The 25117-nt window shown below is 64.6% G+C and carries 16 protein-coding genes; 13 read left to right on the top strand and 3 right to left on the bottom strand.

Going from position 1 to position 25117, the window contains the following annotated elements; all coding sequences use genetic code 11:
* Positions 1 to 45: 45 nt before the first annotated feature.
* From aroQ to lpxA, 8 genes are all read left to right on the top strand, one after another.
* Entirely contained in the window at positions 46 to 495 is a 450-nt protein-coding gene (gene aroQ / locus CKO23_RS13955; RefSeq protein WP_200332172.1) for a type II 3-dehydroquinate dehydratase, read from the top strand.
* A gap of 16 nt (positions 496 to 511) precedes the next feature.
* Positions 512 to 976: an acetyl-CoA carboxylase biotin carboxyl carrier protein gene (gene accB / locus CKO23_RS13950; protein WP_200332170.1), complete on the top strand. Its 465-nt coding sequence runs from the start codon at positions 512 to 514 to the stop codon at positions 974 to 976.
* A 93-nt stretch (positions 977 to 1069) separates the two neighbouring features.
* The gene (accC, locus tag CKO23_RS13945; protein ID WP_200332168.1) at positions 1070 to 2419 is read left to right on the top strand and encodes an acetyl-CoA carboxylase biotin carboxylase subunit; all 1350 of its coding nucleotides are present in this window, start codon (positions 1070 to 1072) and stop codon (positions 2417 to 2419) included.
* Positions 2420 to 2428: 9 nt separating this feature from the next.
* Positions 2429 to 3322, top strand: coding sequence for a 50S ribosomal protein L11 methyltransferase (gene prmA / locus CKO23_RS13940; protein WP_200332166.1), 894 nt, complete (start codon positions 2429 to 2431; stop codon positions 3320 to 3322).
* Entirely contained in the window at positions 3319 to 4404 is a 1086-nt protein-coding gene (dusB, locus tag CKO23_RS13935) for a tRNA dihydrouridine synthase DusB (protein WP_200332164.1), read from the top strand. The genes prmA and dusB overlap by 4 nt, the downstream gene beginning before the upstream one ends.
* The gene (locus CKO23_RS13930) at positions 4401 to 4709 is read left to right on the top strand and encodes a helix-turn-helix domain-containing protein (RefSeq protein WP_200332162.1); all 309 of its coding nucleotides are present in this window, start codon (positions 4401 to 4403) and stop codon (positions 4707 to 4709) included. The genes dusB and CKO23_RS13930 overlap by 4 nt, the downstream gene beginning before the upstream one ends.
* 65 nt (positions 4710 to 4774) lie before the next feature.
* The gene (purH, locus tag CKO23_RS13925) at positions 4775 to 6334 is read left to right on the top strand and encodes a bifunctional phosphoribosylaminoimidazolecarboxamide formyltransferase/IMP cyclohydrolase (RefSeq protein WP_200332160.1); all 1560 of its coding nucleotides are present in this window, start codon (positions 4775 to 4777) and stop codon (positions 6332 to 6334) included.
* A 28-nt stretch (positions 6335 to 6362) separates the two neighbouring features.
* Positions 6363 to 7139 (top strand): acyl-ACP--UDP-N-acetylglucosamine O-acyltransferase, encoded by a 777-nt coding sequence (gene lpxA / locus CKO23_RS13920; protein WP_200332158.1) that lies wholly within the window; start codon positions 6363 to 6365, stop codon positions 7137 to 7139.
* Positions 7140 to 7326: 187 nt separating this feature from the next.
* Here lpxA and CKO23_RS13915 read toward each other — a convergent pair whose 3' ends face one another.
* Together CKO23_RS13915 and CKO23_RS13910 are read right to left on the bottom strand one after the other, a co-directional pair.
* A complete protein-coding gene (locus tag CKO23_RS13915) occupies positions 7327 to 15864 on the bottom strand; it encodes a hypothetical protein (RefSeq protein WP_200332156.1) in 8538 nt (2845 codons plus the stop codon).
* Entirely contained in the window at positions 15824 to 16252 is a 429-nt protein-coding gene (locus tag CKO23_RS13910) for a hypothetical protein (RefSeq protein WP_200332154.1), read from the bottom strand. The genes CKO23_RS13915 and CKO23_RS13910 overlap by 41 nt, the downstream gene beginning before the upstream one ends.
* A 75-nt stretch (positions 16253 to 16327) precedes the next feature.
* Here CKO23_RS13910 and purD point away from each other — a divergent pair, with 75 nt between their 5' ends.
* The 5 genes from purD to CKO23_RS13885 all read left to right on the top strand — a co-directional run bounded on the left by purD (position 16328) and on the right by CKO23_RS13885 (position 22921).
* Positions 16328 to 17611, top strand: coding sequence for a phosphoribosylamine--glycine ligase (purD, locus tag CKO23_RS13905; RefSeq protein WP_200332152.1), 1284 nt, complete (start codon positions 16328 to 16330; stop codon positions 17609 to 17611).
* Positions 17612 to 17761: 150 nt separating this feature from the next.
* Complete coding sequence (locus tag CKO23_RS13900; RefSeq protein ID WP_200332151.1) at positions 17762 to 19381, top strand: tetratricopeptide repeat protein; 1620 nt, start codon at positions 17762 to 17764, stop codon at positions 19379 to 19381.
* A gap of 18 nt (positions 19382 to 19399) precedes the next feature.
* Positions 19400 to 20074, top strand: a complete 675-nt coding sequence (locus tag CKO23_RS13895; protein WP_200332149.1) for a sensor histidine kinase — start codon at positions 19400 to 19402, stop codon at positions 20072 to 20074.
* 52 nt (positions 20075 to 20126) lie between these two features.
* Positions 20127 to 21986 (top strand): VWA domain-containing protein, encoded by a 1860-nt coding sequence (locus tag CKO23_RS13890; protein ID WP_242482436.1) that lies wholly within the window; start codon positions 20127 to 20129, stop codon positions 21984 to 21986.
* Positions 21983 to 22921, top strand: coding sequence for a hypothetical protein (locus CKO23_RS13885; protein ID WP_200332147.1), 939 nt, complete (start codon positions 21983 to 21985; stop codon positions 22919 to 22921). The genes CKO23_RS13890 and CKO23_RS13885 overlap by 4 nt, the downstream gene beginning before the upstream one ends.
* Before the next feature lie 146 nt (positions 22922 to 23067).
* Here CKO23_RS13885 and CKO23_RS13880 read toward each other — a convergent pair whose 3' ends face one another.
* Positions 23068 to 24909 carry a PhoX family protein gene (locus tag CKO23_RS13880; protein ID WP_200332145.1) on the bottom strand — a complete coding sequence of 614 codons (1842 nt, stop codon included), beginning with the start codon at positions 24907 to 24909 and terminating at the stop codon, positions 23068 to 23070.
* Positions 24910 to 25117 lie beyond the last annotated feature (208 nt).

The raw sequence follows: 25117 nt of genomic DNA, 5'->3' as shown, positions 1-25117 counted from the left end.
GCAGTACCGCTGGTTTTCACCCTCGTCTGGAAGGCAGTTGGCACGATGGCCACGATTCTGGTCCTGAACGGACCCAACCTCAATCTGCTCGGCACGCGCGAGCCCGGCCACTACGGCCAGGTGACGCTCGCGCAAATCCAGCGCTCGCTCGAAGCGACGGCGCAGGCAGAAGGCCATCGGCTCCAGTTTATCCAGAGCAACGCGGAGCACCTGCTTATCGAGGCGATTCACAAGGCTCCGCAGGATGATGTCCATTACATCATCATCAACCCCGCTGCGTTCACCCATACCAGCGTCGCGCTGCGCGACGCCCTGCTGGCCGTGGCCATTCCCTTCATCGAGGTGCACCTGTCGAACGTGCACGCCCGCGAGCCCTTCCGCGCCCACTCCTATTTTTCGGACGTGGCGGTCGGCGTGATCTGCGGGCTCGGGGCCGAGGGATACGCACTGGCGCTGCGCGCCGTGCTGAGCCGCCTGGCGCAGAACAACAAGTAACGAGAACAACTGAACAATGGACATCCGCAAGGTTAAGAAGCTGATCGAGCTGTTGGAGCAATCCGACGTCGCCGAGATCGAAATCCACGAGGGCGAGGAATCCGTGCGCATCAGCCGCCACGGCAGCAACGCCATGCCGATGTACATGCCTCAAGGCATGCCGATGCCCTACGGCGCGCCGGCCGCCCCCGCACAGGCCCCCAGCGCCGCGGCCAAGGAAGACGACGACGCCGAGGAAGACTTTGCCGGCACGATCGTCCGCTCTCCCATGGTCGGCACCTTCTATCGGGCGCCCTCTCCGGGCTCCAAGCCCTTTGTCGATGAGGGCCACTCGGTCAAGGCCGGCGACACCCTCTGCATCATCGAAGCCATGAAGATCCTGAACCAGATCGAGTGCGAGCAAGCAGGGCGCGTCACGCGCATCCTGGTCGAGAACGGACAGCCGGTCGAGTACAACCAGCCCCTGTTCGTGATCGAATGACGCCCGAGGCCCGCGCCCTGCCCCGCGGCTGCGCCCGGGGCGGGGCGCGGGCCTTGACTCCATCTGCCGTCACCAACTGAAGACATTCCCATCATGGCTGCAACCATCGAGAAGGTTCTGATCGCGAATCGGGGCGAGATCGCGCTCCGCATTCTGCGCGCCTGCCGCGAACTCGGCATCAAGACGGTCGCCGTGCACTCCGAGGCGGACCGCGATCTCAAACATGTGCTGCTAGCGGACGAGTCGGTCTGCATCGGCCCCGCCCCGGCGCTGCAGAGCTATTTGAACGTCCCCGCCATCATCAGCGCGGCGGAGGTGACGGATACGGTCGCCATCCATCCGGGCTATGGATTCCTCTCCGAGAACGCCGACTTCGCCGAGCGGGTCGAGCATTCGGGCTTCATCTTCATCGGCCCACGTCCCGAAACCATCCGGATGATGGGCGACAAGGTCTCGGCCATCGCCGCCATGAAGGCGGCCGGCGTGCCCTGCGTGCCCGGCTCGGACGGTCCGATCGACGACAACAAGAAGCGCACCCTGGAGATCGCGCGCGAGATCGGCTACCCGATCATGATCAAGTCCTCCGGTGGCGGCGGCGGGCGCGGCATGCGGGTCGTGCACTCGGAAGCCACGCTGCTCAGCGCCATCGCGCTGACCAAGGCGGAGGCGGCGGCGGCCTTCAACAACGACATGGTCTACATGGAGAAGTACCTGGAGAACCCGCGCCACGTGGAGTTCCAGGTGCTGGCCGATCAGATGGGCAACGCCATCCACCTGGGCGAGCGCGACTGCTCCATGCAGCGTCGCCATCAGAAGGTGGTGGAGGAGGCACCCGCCCCCGGCATTACCGAGGAGCAGCGCAACGAAATCGGCGAGCGCTGCGCGGCGGCCTGCCGCAGCATCGGCTACCGCGGCGCCGGCACCTTCGAGTTCCTGTACGAGAACGGCCACTTCTACTTCATAGAGATGAACACCCGCGTGCAGGTGGAGCACCCCGTGACCGAGATGATCACGGGCGTGGATATCGTCAAGGAACAATTGCTCATCGCCGCCGGCGAGCCGCTGAGGTACACCCAAGAGGACATCGCGATTCGCGGTCATGCCATCGAGTGCCGCATCAATGCCGAGGACTCCGAGACCTTCATGCCGAGTCCAGGCAAAATCACCGAGTTCCACGCCCCCGGCGGACCTGGCGTACGGGTCGAGACCCACATCTATTCCGGCTACACCGTGCCCTGCCACTACGATTCCATGATCGGCAAGCTGATCACCCACGGCGAGGACCGCGAGGCGGCCATCGCACGCATGTGCAACGCCCTGCGCGAGACGGTGATCGACGGCATCAACACCAATATCAAGCTGCAGCGCTCCATCCTGCGCGACGGCGCCTTTCTCGCCGGTGGAGCCAATATCCACTACCTCGAAAAGAAGCTCGGGATGTAGTCCAGACACATGCCTTGGCTTCAACTCAAGTTCCAGGTTCCTCAGTCCGAGGCGGAGGTCACGGAGTCCGCCCTGGAGGCGGCCGGCGCCCTCTCGGTCACACTCGGCGATGCCGGCGACGAGCCGCAGCTCGAACCCGGGCCGGGCGAGACCCCGCTGTGGTCGGAGGTCGTCGTCTCGGCCTTGTTCGAGGCGGATGCCGCCAGTCAGGCGTTGGTCGATCGGCTGGCCGCCGGGATCGCCGCACGAACGGGCACGGCTCCGACGGTCGAGCGGATCGAAGACCAGGTCTGGGAGCGCGTCTGGCTGGATGATTTCAAGCCAACCCGCTTCGGCACGCGGCTGTGGGTCTGCCCGCACGGACAGCCAACCGACGCCAAGGATGCCGTCGTCGTCTGGCTCGACCCCGGCCTCGCCTTCGGCACCGGGCATCACGCCACCACGGCCATGTGCCTGGAATGGCTCGACGGCGCCGACGTCGCGGGCAAGACGGTCCTCGACTTCGGCTGCGGCTCCGGCATCCTCGCCATCGCCGCCCTCAAGCTCGGCGCGGCGCGGGCCGTCGCGGTCGATCATGACCCCCAGGCCATCGACGCGACCCGCGACAACGCGGCCGCCAATGGGGTCGCCGAGCATCTGGATGTCTATCTGCCGGATGAGGCGCCCGACATGACCTACGATGTCGTGCTCGCCAACATCCTCGCCGGCCCACTGGTCGCACTCGCCCCCAGGCTCATCGAACGCATGCGCCCAGGCGCGGCGCTTGTGCTCTCGGGCGTGCTGGCGGATCAGGCAGACGCGGTCTGCGCGGCCTACACTGAGGTGGTCGATCTGGATCCGCCCCGGATTCGGGAGGATTGGGTCTCCATCGCCGGCAGCAGGAAGACGAAGCAGTCACCATGAACCAGCGCCACCGCCACGACGGGCGCCGATCCGATGAGGCGCCCGCGTTGAGCGCTGGCCTCATCCGCCCCTTCAGCATCGGCCCCTACCGACTCGCCAACAATCTCGTCCTGGCGCCCATGGCCGGCGTCACCGACCGCCCCTATCGCGCCATCTGCCGCGAACTGGGCGCGGGTCTCGCCGTGGCCGAGATGGTCTCCGCGAACACCACACTCTGGAACACCCGCAAGTCGATCCGGCGGCTGGACTACGCCGGCGAGACGGGACCGGTCGCGGCGCAGATCCTGGGAACGGACCCGGCGGCCATGGCCGCGGCCGCCCGCATCAACGTCGACCTGGGCGCGCACATCATCGACATCAACATGGGCTGCCCGGCCAAGAAGGTCTGCAAGGTCGCGGCGGGCTCCGCACTGCTGCGTGACGAACGGTTGGTCGGGCGTATCCTGGAAGCCGTGGTCTCGGCCGTCGACGCCCCCGTCACCCTCAAGATCCGCACCGGCTGGGCGCCGGAGAGCCGCAACGCCGTCCAGATCGCCCGGATCGCGCGCGAGTCCGGCATCGCCGCACTCACGGTGCACGGGCGCACACGGGCCTGCACCTATGGCACGCCGGCCGAGCACGAGACCCTTCGCAGGATCAAGGACGAGGTCGAGATACCGCTGATCGCCAACGGCGACATCGACTCCCCGGAGCAGGCTAGACGTGTTCTGGACTACACGGGCGCTGATGCTATTATGATCGGACGCGCTGCCCAAGGACGTCCCTGGATCTTCCATGAGATCGCCAGGGCACTGGATCCAGCCGACCCCGCGCGCCCCCTGGCACACGCCGGCGGTCGAGTCCCACCCAGGGACTGGATCAAGAACATCCTCAGAACCCACCTCGAGGCGCTCTACGCCTTCTACGGTGACCGTGACGGGGTACGTATCGCCCGCAAGCACATCGGCTGGTATTGCCGAGAGTTGCGTGACGCGGCATCGTTCAGGCAAGCGATCAACCGAACCGAGCACCCGGCAGATCAGTTGTCGCAGGTTCTCGCGTTCCTCGACCAAAGCCCCGAGATGGAGACAGAAGCAGCATGAGAGTCGAAGCTGCACGACCGGCACCCGACATGGACTCGACGGGGCTGAGTATCGTCGATGCCGACCGCACCGACCCACTGAGCAAATGCGTTCGGGACGCCTTGCGGTTCTATCTCGAGAACATGGCCGATCACGAGGTGAAAGGGCTTTACGCCCTCGTCATGGAAGAGGTCGAGCGGCCCTTGTTCGAGACCGTGCTAGACCACACTAGCGGCAACCTCAGCCACGCCGCCAAGATGCTTGGCATGACCCGCAACACCCTGCGCAAGCGACTCGGCGACTACGGGATTGCGCGCGAGCGCTGAAAGCCCCCCGTCGTTCCCTCAGAACCCAGGTCCTCAGGACCCAAGAACACCCGAGACACCCCCAGATGCAAGCCATTGAACGCGCCCTCATCAGCGTCTCCGACAAGACCGGCCTGGTCGACTTCGCCCGCCAGCTCGCCGAGCGTGGCATCGAGATCCTCTCCACCGGCGGCACCGCCCGACTGCTCGCCGACAACGGCATCGCCGTCACCGAGGTCTCCGACCACACGGGCTTCCCGGAGATGATGGACGGGCGCGTCAAGACGCTGCACCCGCGCATCCACGGCGGCATCCTCGGCCGTCGCGGGATCGACGACCAGGTGATGCAGGCCAACGAGATCGCGCCGATCGACCTCGTGGTGGTCAATCTCTACCCCTTCGAGGCAACGGTCGCGAATCCGGACTGCGACCTGCCGACCGCGATCGAGAACATCGACATCGGCGGCCCCACCCTGCTGCGAGCGGCCGCGAAAAACCACGCCAGCGTCACCGTCGTGGTCGACGCGGCCGACTACGCCCGGGTCGCCGAAGAACTCAAGACCAACGGCGGTGTTGGCGATACGACCCGCTTCGATCTCGCCGCCAAGGCCTTCGAGCACACCGCACGCTATGACGGCGCCATCGCCAACTATCTCGGCGCGCGCGCGGAATCCGGCTCGGAGGTGGATTTCCCCCGCACGCTGAGCCTCCAGTTCAAGCGCAGCCAGTCCATGCGCTACGGCGAGAACCCTCATCAGAAGGCGGCCTTCTACGTCGAGCACAGGATCGAGGAGTCAGGCATCGCGACCGCGCGTCAACTCCAGGGCAAGGAACTCTCCTACAACAATATCGGCGATACGGATGCCGCCCTGGAGTGCATCAAGCAGTTCGACGAGTCACCTGCCTGCGTCATCGTCAAGCACGCCAACCCCTGCGGTGTCGCCCTCGGCACCAGTCTGCTGGAGGCCTACGACCGCGCCTACCGCACGGATCCCGAATCGGCCTTCGGCGGCATCATCGCCTTCAACGGTGAGCTGGACGGCGAGACCGCGCGCGCCATCGTCGAGCGCCAGTTCGTCGAGGTCATCATTGCGCCCAGCGTCTCGCAAGACGCCGTCGCGGTCGTCGCCGCCAAGAAGAACGTCCGTCTGCTAGCGTGCGGTGACTGGACGAGCGAGTCCATCCATCGGCTCGACTTCAAGCGCGTCAACGGCGGCCTGCTAGTGCAGGACGCGGATTTGCAGCTGAGTCATGAGACACGCGTCGTCACCGACCGCGCGCCATCGGACAAAGAGATGGAAGACCTGCTCTTTACCTGGCGGGTCGCCAAGTTCGTCAAGTCCAACGCCATCGTCTACGGCCGCGACCGCATGACCATCGGGGTGGGTGCCGGCCAGATGAGCCGGGTCAACTCCGCGCGCATCGCCCGCATCAAGGCCGAGCAGGCGGACCTCGCCGTGGTCGGCTCGGTCATGGCCTCGGACGCCTTCTTCCCCTTTCGCGACGGCATCGATCAGGCCGCGGACGCCGGGATTACGGCCGTCATCCAACCGGGCGGCTCCATGCGCGACGAAGAAGTCATCGCCGCGGCCAACGAGCACGGCATCGCCATGGTCTTCACCGGCATGCGGCACTTCAGGCATTGAGATGACGATCGGCAGGATGGGCTAAAGAATGAAGATCCACCCAACCGCCATCATTGAGGACGGTTCGTCCGTCCACGCGTCAGTCAGCGTCGGCCCCTACTCCATCGTCGAGTCAGGCGCCGAGATCGGCGAGGGCTGCCGCATCGACAGCTGCGTGCGCATCTACGGCAACACCCGCATGGGCGCCCACAACCGCGTCTGCCACGGCGCGACCCTGGGCTCCGAACCGCAGGACCTGAGCTTCACGCCAGAGAAGGCCAAGCCGCTTGTCATCGGCGACCACAACCACTTCAAGGAAGGCGTCAACATCAGCTGCGGCGTCAAGTCCGAGGAAGGCACGCGGATCGGCAGCCACAATTACTGGATGGCCTTCTCACACGCCGGTCACGACTGCATCGTCGGCGACCACAACATCTTCGCCAACACCGCGACGCTCGCCGGCCATGTCGAAGTCGCCCACCACTGCTTTCTCTCGGGCCAGGTCGCGGTCCACCAATTCTGCCGAATCGGCGCCTACGCCATGGTCGCCGGCGTCACCGGCGTCCCCCAGGACGTCCCCCCCTTCGCGCTAGTCGACGGGCACCGCGCCCGCCTGCTCGGGCTCAACGTGGTCGGACTGCGACGCAATGGCTTTTCGCAGGAGCAACGCAGCCGGATCAAGGGCGTCTATCGCCTGCTCTTCAAGTCGGGTCTGCCGCTGAAGCAGGCGGTCTCGGCCGCGGAGCGGGACTATCCGGGACCGGAAACCGAAGAGATCCTCGCCTTCGTCCGAACGAGTCAGCGAGGCATCGTCTCCTTCGCCTAATACAGCGGCCCCGGAGTCTCGATCACGCCGCTGCTTCATCGCAGCTCCAGCTTTACGCGTTCGGCCGCCGGACCTTGCCGGACGTTGAGATCGACCGTTGTCACCTCGCGAAGCAGCGGGTTTGCTCTGGACGACGCAGCTCACGCTGCGCCGCCAGGGCGGCTATCGAGACTTCGACGCGGCGGTACTAGGGGCGCAGCGGATTAGAGGTGCTCAGGCGCCCTGTCTGCTCATCCGCATCCGAGCGAAGCGACCAGATAACCGCGTCGTTCACGTCATCGTAGTCTGCGCCAATGAGTTGGCTGAACTCCAACCCGCCGGGACAGGCCTGATAGAGCGTCTCCCCAGTGTCTCGGTCCTGCGTAACCACGCGGCAAGGCTCGGATGCCATCGGCTGTTCCAGGTAGACGACGTAGCGACCGTCCGCACTGATCGAGGGCGAGTAATTGTCCAGCCACCGCCCTTGCTCGTCTCGCTCGCGGCTCCAGAGATGAACCTGCTGATCCGTGTAGCCGCCGTCACTGGTGGCGTAGATTTGACTGTAGCCGAGGCGGTCCTGGCGCTGATAGAGGACGAGCGGACCCTCACCGCCGATGGCCGCATGCGTCGCCGGCGTCACGCCCTCGGTGTCGTTGGAGGCCCAGCTCAGTCGGTCCGTCCATTGGGTGCGAATGTTGTAGAGGTAGATATCACTGACCGTATTGGGATCCGTATCGGTCAGGTTATCGGCCGTTGACTGGTAGACGATGTAGTCGCCACTCCCGTCAATGCGCGGGTGCGTGCTCGCACCATTGCCAGCCTCACCGGTCGGACAGGCGCTGACCAGCACCAGGTGATCCCTGTCGACCTCATAGAGATAGATGTCAGCACGCGCGTTGCTGTCCCAGGGATCGAGCGGCTGCGCGGTGCTGAAGACGATCGACTCGCCATTGGCATCACTCTGGAGATCATCGGGCTGGACATCCGCCGCCTGCAGGACCGTTTGCAGGGCTTCTGGCAGCATATCCCAGGCAAGCGTCACCGGCGCGGGCGCAGCCGTGTCGGCAACCACCGACGTCGCTAGCGAAGATACCGTATCGAGTTCCATCGCAGGGCTGGCGGCGCAGTTGACGGCTGCCTTGCGGATCTGCACCCGGCTGCCCGCCTTGGCTTGAAAGCCCCGATTCAGCGTGATGCCTCTGCCAGCCTCCAGCAACGCCGATGCACCGCGCGCGACAACGACAGCGCCACGGGTCGTGATCGTCGCCGACGAGCGCAGACGCAGGGTCTGGCCACTGCCGTAACTGGCGGGTCCAAGATAGAGGGATGCGGCGAAGCATTGATCGCCCGCGCCGTTGAATGGCTCAGCCGAGCAACTGGCATCGCCACCACCGTTGGTCCCTTCGCAGCTCCAACTCCAGGGCCCGCTGCCAGTCACCGCGCTCGCGATGCCCGCGGTACAGAGCGCCTCCGTTGGTGCGCTGGTAAAGCGTGCTCTATGACTTTCACCGCAAACGCCATCGGTCACGGGCGGATCGTCCGGATCCCGTGGATCCGTGCCCATCTGATACTCCTCCAGGTTGGTGAGGCCATCGCCATCCGAGTCTTGTTCGGGTCGCGCCGAGGTACTGCCGAAATACTCACGTTCCCAGGCGTCTGGCAGACCGTCCAGGTCTTCGTCGTCCGTCAGCACGGTGCGGCCGTCCATGGTGAAGGTGACCGCTTGCGGTGAGGTGGCGGTGTTGGCCATGAGCAGGTAGTAATCATGCCCCGGTTGCCAGGGGTAGTTGTCCAGCGTGGCGCTCTCGTAAAGATACTTGCTGTAGTTGGCGTTGGCGGCACGACTATACCAATGGGCAGAGCTGCTCTCGGTCGGCACGGTGTCCTGCATCAGATACAGCTTCACATCGGCGCTGTGCTGGGCCAGGTGACGCCAGCGCATGGCATCGGCGGGCACCGAGACCCTGTAGAGCTGCTTCTGCCCCGCCGCCAACGTGGTGGTGACCGTCCCGGCATCGAAATCGAGCAAGCCATCCAGGTTTAACCGCTCGGATCCCACCCGCGAGTCCAAGCTGAAGTTGGCATCGTTGCAGGCATAGACACCTAGATAATAGGTCTTGCCAGGTTTCACCGGCGGCATCTTCAGCGTGTATTCGCCCGGATCCTTGAGGAAGAGATAGGGGTTGTCCGGCAGGGTGCTGTTCTCGTCCCGCCAGTCGGTCGCGTCGCTCTCAGTGGCGCAGAGGCTGTTGCGTCCATCCTTTGCCGAGTTCCCCGGCGGCACCTGGTCCCGGATGAAGACCCTGACGTCGCCGCTCTGTTTGGACAGCCGCAGCTTCCAATCGAGCGGCGTGCTGCTCGCTTGGTTGATCGACGAGGCCGGCACGACAACCCGATAGAAGCGCATGTCATTGCCCGCCAGGGTCTGGCCCGAGACCTGGCCACCCGATTGGGCCAGATCCTGGACGAGACCGATGGTATCCAGCAGATGCCCCTGGGTGTCCGCCACCCCGCCGGCACTGACCGTTAGGCGGTAGCGGACGTTCGTGCCATTGGCACGGACCGCGAGCCACCAGTCGCCTGGCGGCAACTGCGCGCCCAACCGCGCGTCCAGCGGGACCCAACTGCCGTAGAGGCTGACGTCGCCGGTATGGGAGCGGTCGTAGAGGGAACCGCTCCAGCCGCCACTCCCGTTATCGTGATTCAAGGTCGGCGGGGCGACCGCACGCAGGTAGAGGTCCACATCACCGCTCAGGGCGATCAGGCGCGTGTGCATGAGGCCCGCGTTGTCCTCCGGCACTTGCACGCGGTAGTAATGGAAGTGCTCGTCCGCAAGATCAGTGCCCTGATCGCCCGTCTCTGGATTGATGATCGCCTGACCGCGCTCGTCGATGCCGGAATCACCGATCTGCGGGGCCGTGAGCCCAGGATGGGTCGCCGCCGCCCAAGTGCCCGTGAGCACAGCCGGCGGCATCTTCCAGGTGCGCAGCGGCTCGAGACTCTCGCTGCGTAACCGGAAATCGGTCAGACCCTTTGCGATGACCTCCACGAACCAGGTTCCCGGCGTCAGATAGGGCGCCGTCAACATGGTTTCCACGGTGCTGCTGGCGAGGGTATTGCTGTCCCCATTGGGAACCCCATCCTTCCGGAAGCGCAGTGTGGCATCACCGATGTCCGCGTAGAGCCAGAGTCTCCAGCCGATGGTCCCTTCCGGGACTTCCACACGAAAGAAAGCGGATTGATTGTCGACGAGGGTTCCTTCGACATAGTCGTAGGGATCCTCGCCAGCGCCGGGGTCAGGAAGCATTGGGGTCACGAAGTCGATGCCCCTAGGCTCGCGAACGCTGATGGCGAGATCAAAGCTGGCATCGGCTTCGGCAATCCCGGCCTTATCGGCCGCCACGACCAGGGTGTAATCTCCCGCCGCCGGCTGTGGAAGAGTCATCAGCGCCGCATCATAGGCCGTGCGCGATTGACCGCCTTCATGTGCCACATAGCCGCTGACATAGGCCGTCGGCAGCAATCCCGCATCCACGTCGGCGCGATAGAGCGCCACCTGGGGATTCCCGACGCGGTTCTTGAGACGGATCTCCAGTGCCGGCAGGCCCGCCGGCACGCGGAACCGATAGGCCTTCTGTTGACCGTACAAGGCCGTCTGGCCGAGCCAGGTCACCGGCGCACTGGCCGACAGGGGTGTCGCCGTCTTATTTGCCACTGGCATTCGACCCTGACTGGTCAGAGAGAAACTGACCGTCTCCGAGCCGACCTTGGTGCTCGTCTCGGGATCTAGCCCCTCGCTGACCACCGCGATGTAATAGTCGCCCGGCTTGATCGTGGCTTCTCTGTCATAGGCGTATTTGTAGAAGAACTCGCGACCGGTCTTCTGGCGCTTGATACCGGCGTATGCCGTGCTGTCGCTCTTACTGCTCGCACTGCTGCTCGCCTTGACGTTTGGCAGCACCGCTTCACGAATTGCGAGTAGGGATTCACCCAAGGTCGGCTCCAGGGTCAGCGACCAGGAATCCTGGTGCTCCGGCACCGTCACGCGATAGTAGGCGGCTTCGCGCGGCGCCAGATCCGCACCTGAAAGCGTCCCGCCGGTGAAGGGCAGATCCTGGATCTGAATCGCCCACGGGAGGCCATCACTGTCGTCGCCGGCCCCGATGCCCCGGCTCTGCAGGGTATAGCTCAGCGGCGCGGCTGGCGCGCGCGCCTTGGTGCTCACACCGATATAGTATGTGCCGGCCTCCAGCGGCGAGCCCATGCCCATCGCCAGGATGCGGTATTGCTCGTCCTCGCCCGAGGCCGACGAGCTGCGGCCCGTCCAGTCAGAATCGGCCGCCCAGCAGGCACCGCTCGGCCAAACACTCCCGTTATAGAGGTTGCTGCTGGCGAAGCTGCTTGGCGAGACGTCGCGGCAGACCACCAGGCCCGGTTGCCCCGAGGTGACATCCTTGAGGCGCAGATCCCAGCCCTTGGTATCCGCGGGCACCTCCACTTGGAAATAGCGCCAGGTCGCCGGCTCCTGCTCAGCGACCGTCGCCGTGCCTCCATTGAAGCGAAAGACCGACTCGGTCTGCGCGATCACTTCGACCGTATAGCCGGCATCGGCCTCGACGTTCGACGCCTTGTCGGCGGCGACCACCAGGGTGTAGTCGCCCGCCGCCGGTTGGGCAAGTGTGATCAACTCAGCGCCGGAGGCAATTCTGGTTTGACCACCCTCGTCAGCGACATAGCCACTGACGTAGGCGTCGGGGAACAAACCCGCGCCCGCCTCGGCGCGGTAGACCGCCATCAGCGGATTGCCCACACGATCCTTCAAACGGATCTCCAATGCAGGCAGGCCCGCCGGCACGCGGAACCGATAGGCCTTCTGCTGACCATACAAGGACGTCTGACCCAGCCAGATCACGGGCTGACTGGTCGACAAGGGCGTCGCCGTCTTGTCCGCCACCGGCATCCGTCCCTCACTGGTCAGGGTGTAACTCACTGTATCGGTGCCGACCTTGGTACTGCTTTCCGGGTTCCGCCCTTCGCTCACGACCGCGATGTAGTAATCGCCGGGCAGGATGATGGGGTCCCCGTTCGAGGCATATTTGTAGAAGAACTCTCGGCCGCTCTTTTGCCGCTTGACGCCATTGAAGGCGGTGCTGTCGGTCTGCGCAGTGGCGCTGTTGCTTGCGGTGATGTTCGGAAGCACGGCATGGCGCGCCGCCATCAGCGCCTCGCCCAGGGTCGGGACCATTGCCAGCGACCAACTGTCTTGGTCCGCCGGCACGGTCACTCGGTAGTAGGCTGCCTCACGCGGCGCTAGGCCGGTTGTCGAGAGGCTGCCGCCGCTGAAAGCGCCCAGATCGCGGATCTGAATCGCCCAGGGCTGGCGGTCGCCGTCATTGCCCACGCCGATGCCACGGCTGTGCAGGGTATAGCTCAGCGGGTTGGTGCCCGCCCGCGCACTGACCCCGACGTAATAGGTGCCCGCCTCCAGGGGTGAGCCCATGCCCATCGCCAGGATCCGGTATTGCTCATTCGCGCCGGTGGCCGAGAAGGAGCGACCCGTCCAATCCGCATCGGCGGCCCAGCAACTCCCGCGCGCCCATTGGTCTTTGCTGGAGAGACCGCCGGTGGTGGCGAAGCTGCCCGGCAAGACGTCCCGACAGACCACCAGACCAGGCTGCCCCGAGGTCACATCCTTCAGACGCAGGTCCCATCCCTTGGCATCAGCGGGCACCATCACCTGATAGTACCGCCAGCTTGCCGCCTCCTGATCGGCGACGGTGGCCAATCCCCCATTGAAGCGGAAGACCGATTCGGCCGTTGCAGTGACCTCCACGTCAAAGCTGGCGTTAGCCTCAAGGTTCGACGCCTTATCGGCCGCCACGACCAAGGTGTAGTCGCCCGCCGCCGGCTGGACAAAGGTGAGCAATTCCGCATGGGCGCCAATACGCGTTTGACCGCCCTCCTCGGCTGCGTAGCTGCCGCTATTAGCGTCAGGGATCAGCCCGGTATTCAGATCTGACCGATACACTGCCATCAGCGGATTGCCGCTGCGATTACGCAACCGGACTTCCAGGGCTGACAGCCCTGTCGGGACCCGAAAACGATAGACCTTCTGCTGACCGTAGGCGGCACTCTGGAGCAGCCAGGTCACGGGCGAGGCAGCAGAGACAGGCGTCGCCGTCTTGTCCGAAACGGGCATCCGACCCTGACTGGCCAGGGTGTAAGCGACCGGACTCACGCCCACCTTGCTGCTACTCTCGGGCTGCTGACCCTCGCTCACCACCGCGATGAAATAGTCTCCGGGCGTGATCGTGGTTTCACGGTTGTCGGCGTATTTGTAGAAGAATTCCTGGCCCGTTTTCTGGCGCTTGATACCGGTGTAGGAGGTGCTGTCGGTCCTGGCGCTTGCGCTGGCGGTGATGTTTGGCAGGACATCCTTACGCACCGCCATCAGTGCCTCACCCATAGCGCTAGGCACCATCTCCAGCGACCAACTGTCCAGATCCGCGGGCACGCTCACCCGATAGTAGGCCGCCTCGCGAGGAGCCAGATCCGTACCGGAGAGCGAACCTCCGACAAAGGCCAGATCCCGGATCTGGATCGCCCAAGGCTGGCCTTGGCTGTCGTTCCCCGCGCCGATGCCGCGACTGAGCAGTCGGTAGCTCAGCGCCACTGTGCCCGATTTCGAACCCACGCCGACATAGTAGGTGCCCGCCTGCAAGGGAGCGCCCATGCCCATCGCCAGGATCCGGTATTGCTCATTCTCGCCGGTTGGCGACGAGGAACGACCCGTCCAATCCGCCGCGGCCGCCCAACAGGCACCACTTGCCCAGACGGAGTTGCTGTTGATGCCGCTCGTGGTCGTAAAGCCATCCGGCAACAGCTCCCGGCACACCACCAGCCCGGGCTGCCCGCCGCTCACATCGGTCAAGCGTAGATCCCAGCCCTTGGGATCCGAGGGCACGTTAACCTTAAAGAAACGCCAGTCCGTGCCCCTCTGAGCCGTGACCGTTTTGCTGCCACCATTGAACGCCAGGTTCTGGCTTGGGACCGATCGGGTCTCCAACTCGAAGGCACCCAGCGCCCGCTCCGGTTGATAGATACCGATATACCAGACATCCGCCTGGTGGCGGGGCCGTTGCAGCAGACCGGAGGTACTGCTGGCATCGAGGTGCGCACTGCCCCTAAGCGTCGTACCGCCGTCGGTACGATAATTCCAGCGGGACGGCAGGGCATTGCGTCTCACAGCAATTTCGGTCCCCGCTTGCTGGGCGGACAACTCGAGCTCCCAGCCGAGGTACTGGAGCTGCGTGTTGATATCGTCAACCCGGTAATAGCGCCAACCCACATGATCCCGATGAGCAACGTCATTGATGATCGGTGTCGGGCTGTTGATGAAGGGTTTGACGTCGACATCCGGGTTCTTGTTGCCGAGGTCGTAGGTAAAGCTCCCGTTACCAAAAACGGTGATATACCAGGCGCCGTCGGTCAATGAGGGCCGACTCTTGCTATCCGGCACCAGGGTCAGGCTGTCCTTGATCCCCGTCACGTTCTCTGAAAGGCCGTCGTTATTCCACTGGTTGGGAATGTCCCCGTGACGTACATAGAGTTCGGGATTGCCGCTGCCGGGGGTTAGGGTAATCTCCCAGCCAATCTGCTCGATGGGCACATCGACCCGGTAGGTCACGAAACCGTAACCACCATCGTCGCGGCCGGAGACGGTACCGCCACTGAAAGCCAGCGGAAGGATCGCATGCTTGCGCGAATCCAGCGCCAACGTGGTCCCTGGATCGCCCGGCACGCCAACGAAATAGAGATTGCTTTGGAGGTAAGTCGGAACCAGCAGCATCTGGCCTTGGGCGGTCTTTTCCTTGGCGGTGCTGGTCGGTGCGTTATTCTTTTCCACCAAGATCGGCAAATCGGCCCCCTTCAACCAGAGGCGCCAGGCCTGGGTGGCATCATCGCCGGTGGGGGCCTCGATGGATGTCTTGAAATAGACGGTGCCTTCCGGCCCGATGGTGACATCGCCGCTGCCACTGCTGGCATCGCTGGCCAGGACGCCGAGGTCATGGACATGGATGTCGCCGCTGACCAACTTCCATCGGGAACCGGGCGCGGCATGCACCCGGTAGTACCAGGTCTGGTTGTCTTGAAACTGCCGATCGTCGAGCACGAAGCCATCGGATCCGGAACGCGAGGAGCGATAGCTCCCCGTATTCGTCCCGGTGGGTGCGGAGCCTTGCTTCAGATACAGATCCGCTTCACCGCCGGTGACCGTCAGCGCATGACGCCACACGCCGTTGGCACTGGTGCGGCTGGTGATGCGCAGCAGATAGTCGCCGCCAAAGGTATCCGGTTGGTTGAATGCGATGGTTCCGCTCTCGGAGGTACCGGGATCCCACGTCAGATCGTAGGCATAGACCCACTCCCAGCTCAGGGTGTACTCCAGATAGGCATCGGCATGAATCTGGATGTAGTAGGCATCGCCCGGCGAGAGGTCGGCCTCGGACACATGGAAGCTATGGAGCTGGGCATTGGAGCTCGTGCCAATTCGAGTATCCGGGCTGGGATCCGGCAGATCTCGGTAGAGGGAAACGTCCGCATTGGCGGTCGCCGACAGGACGATGCGGAGCCCCTTCTGACCAGCCGGCACCGTCAGCGCGTGAGAGCTATCCTTGCCGGTCAGAAGCGTACCCGTGAGGCTGTCAGCGGCGAATGCCGGTGAGAGCGATGCCACCCAGAGCAAAAGAAGGCTCGGCAGAAGGCCGAGGGAGCGTCGACAGCACGCGACAAGTGCGGACGACAACAAAGAGGAGACGAAACGACCAGACGAAGGTGTTGCTTGCAGCATCCGCTGAACTCCCGCACAGGTTCCTTAGACTCGAATCAAGCACCCTGCCATCACCAACAGCATCCACGCTGGGCGCACGAAGCCAGGACCATACTGTACGCACGGCGTTGACTACAGTGAGCTCGATCACGTTTTCGACATTTGAATCCGACATCGTCGAGGTGTCCCAGAGTTCGCCCGGGTTCACGCCTTCATCCGACTGCGCGCTGGCGAAGCCCCGCCCGGCCGGGCGCACGCCCGCTCCCAAAGGGCAAGACTCCAGTTCGGCTACAATGGGCAACAACTCTCGTCCGTCCTATCAATCTTGCAAATCCTGTCGATGCATGGGGTGTGCAGGACGCACCTTGCGGAGAATTGCATGAAAGTTCTGATCATCGGCGGTGGCGGGCGCGAGCATGCACTCGCCTGGAAAGCCGCCCAATCCCCCCTGGCCGATAAGGTCTTCGTCGCGCCCGGCAACGGCGGTACCGCCCGCGAGCCGGACTTGGAGAACGTCCCCATCCCGGCGGACGACATCCAGGGACTGCTGGACTTCGCGCGCGAGGAGTCGATCGGGCTGACCATCGTCGGCCCGGAGGCGCCCTTGGTCGCCGGCCTCGTCGATGCCTTCCAGGCCGCTGGACTGCCCTGCTTCGGCCCAACTCAGGCGGCGGCCCAACTGGAAGGCTCCAAGGCCTTCACCAAGGACTTCCTGGCCCGCCACGGCATCCCGACCGCCGCCTATGGGGTCTTCACGGAGATCGCGCCCGCGCTCGATTATCTCAGGCAGGTCGGCGCGCCCATCGTGGTCAAGGCCGATGGGCTGGCGGCCGGCAAGGGCGTGATCCTGGCCGACGACCTGACGACGGCCGAAGACGCCGTCCGCGACATGCTCGGCGCCGGGCGTTTCGGCAACGCCGGGGCCCGGGTGGTCATCGAGGAGTATCTGACCGGCGAGGAGGCCAGCTTCATCGCCATGATCGATGGCCGCCACATCCTGCCCATGGCCTCCTCGCAGGACCACAAGGCGCGCGACGACGGCGACCAGGGCCCCAACACCGGCGGCATGGGTGCCTATTCACCCGCCCCCGTGGTCACGCCAGAGGTCCACGCGCGCATCATGCGCGAGGTGATGGAGCCCACGGTGCGCGGTCTCGCCAGCGAGGGCATTGCCTACCTCGGCTTCCTCTACGCCGGCGTCATGATCGCCCCGGACGGGGCGCCCAAGGTGCTGGAGTTCAACTGCCGCATGGGCGACCCCGAAACACAGCCGCTCCTGATGCGACTCCAATCCGATCTGGTCGCGCTCTGCCAGACCGCGCTCGCGGGGCGGCTCGACAAGGTCAGCGCCGACTGGGATCCGCGTCCGGCGCTCGGCGTCGTCATGGCGGCGGGCGGCTATCCTGATCAGTACGAGAGCGGAAAGCCGATCTCCGGACTCGAGGACGTGCCGCCAACCCTGGCCAAGGTCTTCCACGCGGGTACCAAAGAGCAAGATGAGACCGTCGTCACCAGTGGCGGACGCGTGCTTTGTGTCACAGCTCTCGGACAGGACATCGCATCCGCGCACACACTCGCCTATCAGGCCGTCGATCGCATTCATTGGGACGATTGCTACTGCCGACGCGACATCGGGCATCGGGCCATCGCGCGGGAGTCCTGAGCCGGTCCTCGGGGCGTCGCGCCCCGCCAACCCGGCGCGTAACATGAGGACCTAGAGCCGAGGAGCAGTCGTCTGGATGCGGGCGCAGGGTCGCGGCCCAGCGTTCGGTCGACCCTCTCGGCCGATGTCTCGCGTGTGGAGCGCACTCAAATGGCGAACGATTTTTCCGATAAGTCCTTCCTGATCATCGACGACTTCGCCGACATGCGCTCGGCGATCAGGAATTTGCTGCGCTCACTCGGCGTGGTCAAGCTGGAGCAGGCACGCGATGGCCAGGACGCCATGACTCAGCTCGCGCACAAGAGCTTCGATGTCGTCCTCTGCGACTACAACCTAGGCCCCGGCAAGGATGGCCAACAGGTGCTCGAAGAGGCACGCTATCGTCAGCTGCTCGGCGTCGACAGCCTTTTCATCATGATCACCGCCGAGAACACGCGCGAGATGGTCATGAGCGCCATCGAATACTCGCCGGACAGCTATCTCGCCAAGCCGTTCACCAAGGAGCTGCTCAAGACGCGCCTGACCAAGCTCTTCGCCCTCAAGGCCAATTTGTCCCAGGTCAACAAGGCGCTGCTCACCAAGAGCTACGGGGCCGCGCTCAAGGCGCTCGACGGGCTCATCGAGGCCAAGCCCAAGAATCTCTCCGAGCTTATCCGCACCAAGACCGAGATCCTGCTCACCGCGAAGCGCTACGACGAGGCCAAGGCGCTCTTCGAGGAGGTTCTGAACGCGCGCGAGCTGCCCTGGGCGCGGCTGGGACTCGGCAAGGTGCTCTTCTGGCAGAAGAAGTACGCGCAGGCCCAAGAGGTCTTCGAGCATCTGCTGACGCTCGACACGAACATGGTCGCGGCCTACGACTGGCTGGCCAAGACCCAAACGGCGCTCCAGCACTTCGCTGAGGCCGAAGAGATCCTCAAGAACGCCGCCAGGCTCTCCCCACGCGGGCTGTCGCGCCAGCAGCTGCTCGGGACGCTCGCGCTGAGCAACGGCAACAGCGAGGAAGCGGAGCACGCCTTCGGCAGAGCGGTCGCGCTTGCCAAACACTCGGCGTTGAATCATCCATCGCTCTTCGCCGGTCTGGCGAAAGCGAAATCGGCCAACGGCAAGCATGTCGAGGCCCTGAAGGTCATCGGCGAGATGGTCAAGACCTTCGCGGCGGAGCAGGAGGCCAAGCTCTATGCCGCCACGGCGACCGCCTTCGTCAAGAAGGGTCTGGGCGACATGGAGGGCGCCACCGAGGCATTGCGGGCGGCCGAGGAAAGCATGCGGCAGATGGCGGGCACGGGCCGCCCCACCAGCCTGATGCTGGAGATGGCCAAGACCTATGCCCAGCTTGGCGAGCAGGACAAGGCCACCGCGCTCATCCATGAGGCGATCGCCAATAACCACGACGAAGACGAACTCCTGATGGAGGTGGTGCAGGTCTGCCGTGAAGCGGAGCTCGACTACGATGCGGAGACCGCGATCCGCGAGATCCAGAAAGCCGTCGTCAAGACCAACAACGACGGAGTCCGGTTGATCAGGCAAGGTCAGTTCGACGACGCCATTCAGCTGCTCAGCGGCGCGGCCGACGAGATGCCGGCCAACAAGACGATCAACCTCAACGCTGCCAAGGCTATCATCATGAAAATGGAGAAACTCGGCGCGACGCGGGAAGACATCTCCGCGGTTCGCTACTTGGTCGAGCGGGTTCGCGGATTGGATCCCAACGACTGGCGTCTCGGCGACGTCATCGCGCGCCTGCGCCATCTCGCAGCCACGGCTTCCTGACGACGAGGGCAAGATCGCATGGATTTCTCAGACATCCTGGCTTCATCCATCCACGACATCAAGAACTCGCTCGGGTTGATTCTGGGCAATCTGGACGAGCTGATCGACAACCCGGACAACAAGATCGCCGATCTGCGCCAGGCCAGTTTGCTCAAGCACGAGGCACAGCGCGCCAACAGCAATCTCATCCAACTGCTGACGCTCTACAAGCTCGGCAATCAGCAGCTCGTGGTGCGCGTCACCGAGAACAATCTCGATGACTTCCTCGAGGAGATCGTTGCCAACAACTCGGCCGTCTGCGAGGCCCTGGACGTCCAGCTGAGCTATACCTGCGACCATGACCTCGGCGGCTACTTCGACGCCGATCTCGTGCGCAGCGTCCTCGACAGCACCATCGGCAACGCGCACCGCTACGCCAAGACCCAGATCCAGGTCAACGCCGTCCAGGAAGACGGCTATCTGGTCATCCGCGTCGAGGATGACGGGGGCGGTTTTCCAGCCTCGCTCTGCGGACTTCTGGAAACCATGGCGGAGCGGCCGCAAAACGCGCAGAGCGCCGGGCGCACCCAGCTCGGGCTCTTCTTCGCGAGCAGCATCGCGGAACTGCACCAGAACGCCGGCAAGAAGGGCCGCATCCGCTTGAGCAACGGGCACAACCTCAGCGGCGGCTGCTTCGAACTCTGGCTGCCCTGAGATCGGCAGGCCCGTGGCTCAAGAATCGCGGCCCGCCGCCGTCATACACAGCATGATGCACTCACACCCGCACGCCCCGCGACTCAAGCGGCTGCGCACGCTCGCGCTCCTGGCGCTCGTCCTCATCAGCAACAGCCTCTGGGCGAACACCGAGGTGCGCGTACTGATCGACGTCTCCGGCAGCATGCGTCAGAACGACCCCCAGAACCTGCGGGTGCCCGCCCTGCGGCTCGTCAACGAGCTGCTGCCCGCGGGCACCCAGGCCGGGGTCTGGCTGTTCGCCGAGAAGACCGAGCTCCTGGCACCGCCCGGCACGGTCGACGCCGCCTGGAAGCGCAAGACCAGCGCACGCCTCGAGCGCATCCATTCGCGCGGCCTGCTGACCGACATCGAGCAGGCGATCAAGACCGCGGTGAGCGGGTGGGATGGCCCGGCCGGCAAGGACGACGAGCGCCACCTGGTCCTGCTGACCGACGGTCTGGTCGACGTCTCCAAGGACGCGGGCGAGAACGCCACCTCGCGCGAGCGCATCGTCAAAGAGCAGCTCGAACAGCTTAAGGCACTGGGCGTGCAGGTCCACACGGTGGCCCTCTCGGACAAGGTCGACATGGCGCTGATGGGCCTGCTGTCCAAGGAGACCGGCGGTTGGCTGGAAACGGCGCAGAGCGCGGACGCCCTGCAGCGCGTCTTCCTGCACATGCTGGAGCAGACGGCCGCGCCGACCACCGTCCCCCTGAAGGCCAACCGCTTCGAGATCGACGATCAGGTCTCCGAATTCACCTTGCTCGCGTTTCGTGCCGAGGGCGCCGAGACGTTGCTGATCTCACCCAGCGGCCAACGCATCTCCGCCAAGCAGTTGCCGAAGGGTGCGGCCTGGCGGTCGGAGGCGGGTTACGACCTGGTGACGCTCTCCAGCCCCGAGGCCGGCACATGGCAGCTCAAAGGCGTTCAGGACCCGGACAACCGTGTCGTCGTGGTCACGGCACTCGATATCGCCACCAGCGCGCTTCCAGGCGCCTTGAGCGCGAGCGAACGGCCGAAGATCGAAACCTGGCTGACCGATCACCAGCAGCCCCTGGTTCGCAAGGATCTGCTGCGGCTCCTGACGGCCTCGGTCGAAGTCTCACGCGCAGCCGCCAGCGAGCCGGGGCAGCGCGAGGACGGCGCGGCGGCGGACACCGACCAACCGCCGAGCGCCGCGCCAGCCGACGCGCCCTCGGCCATCAAGATGCCGCTGGACACCAAGAGCGGGCGCTTCGTGACCGAACTCGACACCGAGGGACTCGCGCCAGGCGCCTACGAGCTGCGGCTGCTGATCGACGGCGGCACCTTCAAGCGTCAGACCATCAAGCACTTCAAGGTGACGGGCACACCCATCACCATCGCCTACGACCAGCAGCTCCCGAGCGAGGAGGATCCGAGCGCAAGGATCGCGCTCACCCTGAGCTGCGAGCCCGACCTGATCGACCCCGAGGGCGTCCTCGGCTACCTGCTCATCCAGGGTCCGGACGGCAAGGACTCCGTGGTCGAGATCCCCGCCTCCGTGCGGCTGCCGCTCGCGATCAAGGTCCCGGTCCAACGCCCCGGGGACTACCTCATCAAGAGTCAATTCATCGCCCGGACACTCGGCGGGGAGAGCATCAGGGTTCAGCCCGAGCCGCATCGCATGACCTTCGACTTCCCGAGGCCCGACGAGCCGTCGCAAGAGACCGAGGACGGAGCACCCAAGCCGCCCATTCGCTGGCTTGCGCTCGGCGGCTATCTGCTCGGCGGCAACCTCCTGCTCGGCGGCGTGCTCGGTCTCACCTGGTGGCTCCTGCAGCATCCCAAAGCGGCGGGCGGCACGGTGCCCGGGGAGACGTCCGAGAAGACAGCGGCGAAAGGCAAGACGGTCAAGGGGACGCGTTCATGACGACACTGGAGCTCAGCGGCCTGATCCTGACCGGGGAGTTCGCCCTGATCTCCTGGGCCATCCTCTTCCTCATGCTGCGCCGCCAACGCCACCACCACCATCAAGACCAGGCGCACGCAGGGGCGGTCATCAAACACCTGGAGACGAACGAGGTCTCGCGACGCGACGCCCTGGCAACCCTCTTCGAAACCACCTATCGGCTCGATGGAGACGATCTGAACGCCAAGGTGGACGAGTACGTGGCGAGGGAGAAGGCCTTCTACAACGCCATGCTGAGCCTCTATCTGAGCCGCGATGGCAACCGGCTGAGCGAAATCCCCGAGGAGCTGGCCAAGGTCCTGACGCCCTGGGTCGAGATGACGCCGAACGGCATGATCCCCGCGAGCGATGTCAGCGACCTCGAGAATGAAAAGGCCGCCTTGGCGGCTGAGCTTGGAAGCACCAAGGACACCTTGGAGCAGCTGATGGACGAGTACATGGCGGCGTTCAAGAAGACCCAATCCGTGGCCGAGCCGCAAGCGGTCCCGTCGTCACCGGAGCCAGGGCCAGAAGAGCCAGTGGACAGCGCGGCGGTGACGGAACGACCGCTCGGCGCCGAGCTGGACGACGCCGACTTCGACGTCCAGTCAGACGAAGACGAAGACGCAGCACCTCAGCCGCCAGAGACGGCGATCGCAGCACAGCCCGATGCCGACCAATCGCCCCCAGAACCAGAACCAGAACCAGAACCAGAACCAGAACCAGAACCAGAACCCGAGGATCCCATCGATCAAGCCGCGCTGGATACCATGCTGGACGCCTTCGGGTCGGAGCCCGAGGAACGCCCTGAAGCGCCGGCACCGAAGGCGGCGGAGTCGATCGACGAAGAGGCACGCGCCCGCGAGGAGCTGGAGGGACTGGCCGATCTCTTCGGGGATCCCGAGGACGACAAGTAGATCCCGCCCGGCCGTCTCGAGCGCGACCGCGGCTTCAGAGCAGAGGCTGTCGGACGCCCGTCGGCTGATGCTGGTTCAGCCGCGCATGCAGCTTGGCCGGGGCGTCGGGCACGGCGCGTCCCTGCGCCTCGGCCCGCCAGAAGGGCTCAGTCGAGCGCGGGGAAGGGACCGATGTAGCCGACGTGCGACTCCTTGTCGTCCGGGCTCTGGGCCTGATCCTCGTCCGACTCACCGTAAGGATGCTGCGTGACCAGGGTCAGGTAACCGTAGCCGTTGATATCCGCGTGCCAGAAGGGCGAGGTCGTCTCCGCGCCATAGGGCGTGGTGGCGATCCGCGTGAGCTTGCGAGTACCGACATCGAAGCTCCAGACGTAGTCGTTCTGATGGGCGCTGGTGTCTTCGCCGATCACCAACGTCTTGTGCTTGGGCAGGTAGCTGAGGTTGTCCGGGGAGGCGATGCCATTGACGTCGCAGCTGTTCTCGGACAGCGCGGTGCCACTGTAGTCCCTGGGGCTGCCGGCGACCACGCCATACATGTTGAAGGCGACGAAGTTGCTCTCCATGGGCTTGCCATCCGTATCCGTCGCCTCGCCCTTGAGGTTCAAGCCGTAGACGGCACCGCACTTGTCGGCCTCCGCCAGGCGAATGTGGTTCGGCCCACCTACGTCATTGGATGAGCCGTCCAACATGCCCTTGGCGACCTCGCTCATGGCAACGTAGAGGACGTAGTCGTCCGGATTGAAGGTGATGCCCTCCTCTTTGCGGAACTCCGTCGTGGCGCCCTTGTGCGCGGCGTAGAGCCGAGTCTCCAGGCGGGAGGCGATTTTCTCCATCCCGGGCACCAGACGGGTGCAGAGCAGGCCTTCGTCGTAGGTGTTGGTGCTGGTGTAGCCTTCCGGACAGATGCCCGCCGCGGCGTCGAGCGGGTCCGCCTTGTCGAACATGCCGCCGAAGGTGGTCTTGCGCGCGATGGCGGCACGAATCTCGTCGTTCGTGGCGTGTCCCAGATTGATCCACTCGAGATTCGCCGCACCGACGCCCTCACCCGACGTCTGCACCCAGCGCGCCGCGTAGAGCGTGCCGGCACTCAGGACCTTGGGCCGGTCGGCAATGAACATGAAGAGGCCGACGTTGGTGCCGTCGTCGGAGAGATAGACGGTGCGGTTATCGGGCATCACGTAGGCCAACTCATGGGCGAAGCGGCCCATGGCGAAGTGCTTGTTGACGCGCTGGTCGCCATTCGCCGACGTGATCTTGATCTCGGGTATCCAGCCGTACATGTAGCCCAGATAGGCGGCGTTCTCGGCCGTATTCTCGATGTGGTTGTAGTCCGCGATGGCCTGGACGTGCGCATCGTGCCAGCTCGGATCGTCGAACCAGGCGCGGTCCTCGGCGTTGGGATTGAAAATCGCCATGGGCGGCTCGTATTCCTCGGAGCCGAGGTGCGAGTTCCAGGGCGTGGTCATGCCGGCGCAGTTGACGTAGGTCCCGAAGACATCGGAGAAGTCCACCGAGCGGGTCGCGATCGCACTGAGATTGCCCTGGTCGTCCTGCGCGAGCTTGGTGACATAGGCGCCGCCCAGGCCGCACTCCAACTGAGTGACCGCGAAGAGGTTCATGCCATATTTGATGAGCGAGGTGTAGTCCGGGCCGGACCCGTTGGTGCAGACCCAGGGACTGCCATCTTCGAGCATCAGGGGGGCGCCGTTCTTGTCCTTGAGCAGACCGAAGACCTCCGTCTCCAGCGGGCGGCCGGCGAGCTTCGGCAGGACCTGATTGGTCCGCACCAGATCGCGGTAGCCGATGGCATAGGCCCGACCGTCCACCGTGACGCTGTCCGAGGCGCGAATCTCGCGCTTCTCTTCCTGGGTCTGGGGGACGGAGACCTCCGCGAATTCCAGCGCGCCGAGGTCGGCGGATGTCTGGGAGCAGCCCAGCGCCAGCGACAACGCCGGCAGGCTGCAGAGGGTTCTGCCTAGCTGATTCATGGTGTGCGTTCCTGAATGGCTGAGTGAGACACAGGCGCCATGGACGCCGTGCCACCATCGTGTTTTGAACGCGGGAGACTAAGAAAAAAGGAAGAAATCCGGATCAGGGAACGATGAAATTTCGATGACGATCCCATGACCATCCAGCGCACGCCGGCACGGCACCAGGGAACCGACGGGCGAGGAGCAACAGCCAGAAGCCAGACGA

It is taken from the genome of Thiocystis violacea, assembly GCF_016583565.1.
Lineage (GTDB): Bacteria > Pseudomonadota > Gammaproteobacteria > Chromatiales > Chromatiaceae > Thiorhodococcus > Thiorhodococcus violaceus_A.
The sequence above is the reverse complement of the archived record's forward strand: the minus strand, read 5'-3'. Positions and strand labels throughout refer to the sequence as shown.